This is a genomic window from Delftia sp. ZNC0008, assembly GCF_000799035.1.
Lineage (GTDB): Bacteria > Pseudomonadota > Gammaproteobacteria > Burkholderiales > Burkholderiaceae_C > Comamonas > Comamonas tsuruhatensis.
On sequence record NZ_JTKZ01000826.1, the window covers coordinates 1 to 3,627 of the forward strand.

Sequence of the window (3,627 nt, forward strand, 5' to 3'; positions counted from 1 at the left end):
CCGCGTGCGGATGCGGCTGTCGCCCACCGCCAGGTCGAACAGCACGGCGGCCGGCACGATGGGCACGCGGCCCACGCCCACATCCAGCCCTATTCCCTGCTCATCGAGCCAGCGCATGGCGCCGCTGGCCGCGTCCAGCCCCCATGCGCTGCCGCCCGAGAGCATGACGGCATGCACCTGCTGCACCAGGTTGGAGGGATGCAGCAGGTCGGTCTCGCGGGTGCCGGGGGCGGCGCCACGCACATCGCAGCCTCCCACGGCACCGCCGCGCGCCAGCACGACGGTGCAGCCCGTGGGGCGGCGGGCATCGGTGTGGTGGCCTACCTCGATGCCCTGTACGCGGGTGATGGAGCCGGGGTCTGAGTCGGTGCTTGGCATGCGCTGCTCTGCTCTGTGATGGACAGGCCTTCACCTTAGCCGAAACAACAGCCCTGCACCCGGTCTTCAGCGCAGCACTTCCAGCTGCGTGACCACGAAGGCGCCCTGGTCCTGCTCGGCGCGAAAGCGCACCTTGTCGCCCGCCTTGAGGGCGGGCTCGGGTGCAGCCACGCGCAGCTGGAAGACCATGGTCATGGGCGGCATGCCCAGGTTCTTGAGTTCGCCGTGGCGCAGCGTGACCTTGCTGGTGCGTGCATCCCAGCGCGTGACCTCGCCTTCGCTGAGGTCCTGGCTGGCGGCGGCAGGTTCGGTTTCGGCAGATTGCGCGCCATGCGCCGCATGGTCGTGGGCCGTGGCCTGGGCACCGGCCCAGGCCGGGATCAGCGCGGCGGCAAGGGCCAGGCGCACGGCAAGGGCGGTACGGGACGTACGGGAAACAAGGAGGGCTGTGTTGTGCATGGTGTGCTCCGGGGTTCAGCGGTAGCTGGTGAAGGTGCGGGTGGAAACGTCGCTGTTCATGAGGTTCTTGGTGATCAGCAGCACCTCGTAGGGGTCCTTGCGGCCGCCGTACTCGGGGCCGTCCATGCCAGGGCTGCCCACGGGCATGCCGGGCACGGCAATGCCCACCGCCTTGGGCTTTTGCTTGAGCAGCTTGTGCACGTCTGCCGCAGGCACATGGCCTTCGAGCGCATAGCCTTCGACCAGGGCCGTGTGGCAGGAGCCCAGGCGCGCCGGAATGCCTAGCCTGGCGCGCACGGCGTTGTTGCCGGTGTCGTGCACGGTGACGGCAAAGCCGTTGTGCTCCATGTGCACCACCCAGTCCTGGCAGCAGCCGCAGTTGGGGTCCTTCCAGACCTCGACGGGGATGCGGGTGCTGGGTGCTTCTTTGGGCACCGTGGGTGCAGCCGCCCACAGCGAAGGGGCGGCGAATGCCGTGCAGGCCAGGGCCATGCGGCGCAGCGCACTGCGGCGCGGGTGGGCGGATGCCATGCGTTCATGTTTCATGGGGTGCTCCTGAAGGGGGAAGAAGTGGCGCGCTCATTGCGTCACCGTGATGGTTCCGCGCATGCCGGCCTGGTAGTGGCCGGGGATGAGGCAGGCAAAGTCGAAGCTGCCTTCGCGGTTGAAATTCCAGACCAGGTCGCCGGATTTGCCGGGCGAGACATGGGCCATGTAGGGCTCGCCGTGCTCCATGGTGGGAAACTTGAGCATCATCTGCGCGTGCTCGTCCAGCGAGGCCGGTGTGCCCAGCACGATCTCGTGCATGACCTGGCCCTTGTTGGCCACGCGCAGGCGCACCGTCTCGCCGCGCTTGACGCTGATGCGCTCTGGCGTGAAGCGCATGTTGTCGCTCATGTCCAGGGTGATGGTGCGCCGGGCGGCCGAGGCATCGCCGGCAATGCCCCAGGGCTTTTGCTCCTTGACCGCGGCGGCCTTGGGAGCGTCATCGTGGGTTTCGCTGCCATGGGCGAAGACGGCAGCGGGGCCGGCGAGCAGTGCGGTGGCGAGGAGGAGGGCAAAGGTGTTCATGAGGTGCTCCTTGGATGGCATCAGTGGTGCTCATGGCCCGCACCGGGCTTGCGCACGCTGGGTGCGCCGGGGGACTGGCCGGGCGTGGTCTGGCGCGGCGCGGAGGCCTCGGCCGCCGGCCCCTTCCATTCATAGGCCACGCGGCCCTTGGGGTGATTGAACCAGCCCGGGTCGCCGTAGTCGTTGGCGCCCAGCTGCTCGCGCACCTTGAGGGTGGTGAACATGCCGCCCATCTCGAGGGGGCCGAAGGGGCCCGTGCCCGTCATCATCGGGAAGGTGTTGTCGGGCAGCGGCATTTCCATGGCGGCCATGTCGCCCATGCCGCGCTCGCCCATGACCATGTAGTCGGGCACGATCTTCTGGATCTTGCCGACCAGGCCCCGGTGGTCCACGCCGATCATGGTCGGCGTGTCGTGGCCCATGGCGCCCATGGTGTGGTGGCTCTTGTGGCAGTGCAGGGCCCAGTCGCCCAGCTCGTCGGCGATGAACTCCACTTGGCGCATCTGGCCCACGGCCACGTCGGTGGTCACCTCGGGCCAGCGCGCGGACCGGGGCACGGGGCCGCCGTCCGTGCCCGTGACCTCGAATTCGTGGCCGTGCAGGTGGATGGGGTGGTTGGTCATGGTCAGGTTGCCCACGCGCAGGCGCACCCGGTCGCCGCGCCTGGCGACGACGGGGCTGATGGCGGGGAACACCCGGCTGTTGAAGGTCCAGATGTTGAAGTCCGTCATCTCGGCCACGCGCGGCGTCATGGAGCCGGGCTCCACGTCGTAGGCCGACAGCAGGAAGGCGTAGTCGCGCTGGACCTCGGCAATCTGCGGGTGCGCGGCCTTCGGGTGCGTGATCCACAGCCCCATCATGCCCATGGCCATCTGCACCATCTCGTCGGCATGCGGGTGGTACATGAAGGTGCCGGGGCGGCGCGCCGTGAACTCGTAGACGAAGGTCTTGCCGGGCGGGATGTGCGGCTGGGTCAGGCCGCCCACGCCGTCCATGCCGTTGGGCAGGCGCTGGCCGTGCCAGTGCACGGTGGTGTGCTCGGGCAGGCGGTTGGTCACGAAGATGCGGACCTGGTCGCCTTCCACCACCTCGATGGTGGGGCCGGGGCTCTGGCCGTTGTAGCCCCACATGTTGACGAAGAAGCCCGGCGCCACCTCGCGCACCACGGGCTCGGCCACCAGGTGGAATTCCTTGACGCCTGCGTTCATGCGCCAGGGGGTGGTCCAGCCGTTGAGCGTGACCACGGGGCGGTAGGGGCGGCCGTTGGGCGGGGCCAGCGGGGCGGCGGTTTCGGCCGAGGACTGGGTCGCTGCCTCGGGCAGGGCGGCCAGGGCCGCGCGGCTGACGGCGGCACTGGAGACGGCGGCCACGGCGGCGCCGGTGAAGAAATTGCGGCGGTTCATGTCAGTGGCTCGCTTCGTTGGTGGGAGTGGGCGCGGCAGCGCTGGCGGCAGCCTGGATGGCTCCCGGCGACGTGCCGGTCAGTGCCAGCTGCAGGTCGGTCTCTGCCAGCCAGAAGTCGCGCTGCGCATCGGTGGCGGTGGCCACGGCCTGGGCGCTGCTGCGGGCCTCGGCCAGCAATTGCCAGACGCTGACGAACATGCCGTTGTAGCGAAGCATGGTTTCGTCCTGGATGAAGCGGCGCAGCGGCAGCACCTCGGCCTGCTGCTGGTGGGCCAGGTCCCAGGCCGTGCGGTAGCGCATCCAGCTGCTACGCGG

Annotated in this window: 5 protein-coding genes and 1 pseudogene; all 6 read right to left on the bottom strand. The window is 69.3% G+C overall.

Annotated features, from left to right (window positions below; genetic code table 11):
• Positions 1-378, bottom strand: a 378-nt coding sequence (locus L995_RS26355; RefSeq protein WP_047474279.1) for a P1 family peptidase, incomplete at its 3' end; no start/stop codon positions are given.
• A 66-nt stretch (positions 379-444) separates the two neighbouring features.
• Positions 445-837, bottom strand: coding sequence for a copper-binding protein (locus L995_RS26360; RefSeq protein WP_047474281.1), 393 nt, complete (start codon positions 835-837; stop codon positions 445-447).
• A 15-nt stretch (positions 838-852) separates the two neighbouring features.
• The gene (locus L995_RS26365; protein ID WP_047474283.1) at positions 853-1,383 is read right to left on the bottom strand and encodes a DUF411 domain-containing protein; all 531 of its coding nucleotides are present in this window, start codon (positions 1,381-1,383) and stop codon (positions 853-855) included.
• Between the two features lie 33 nt (positions 1,384-1,416).
• Positions 1,417-1,908 (bottom strand): cupredoxin domain-containing protein, encoded by a 492-nt coding sequence (locus L995_RS26370; RefSeq protein WP_047474288.1) that lies wholly within the window; start codon positions 1,906-1,908, stop codon positions 1,417-1,419.
• Positions 1,909-1,928: 20 nt separating this feature from the next.
• Positions 1,929-3,311 (bottom strand): multicopper oxidase family protein, encoded by a 1,383-nt coding sequence (locus L995_RS26375; RefSeq protein ID WP_047474285.1) that lies wholly within the window; start codon positions 3,309-3,311, stop codon positions 1,929-1,931.
• 1 nt (position 3,312) lies between these two features.
• A pseudogene (locus L995_RS26380) lies at positions 3,313-3,627 on the bottom strand (TolC family protein); the annotation flags it as partial.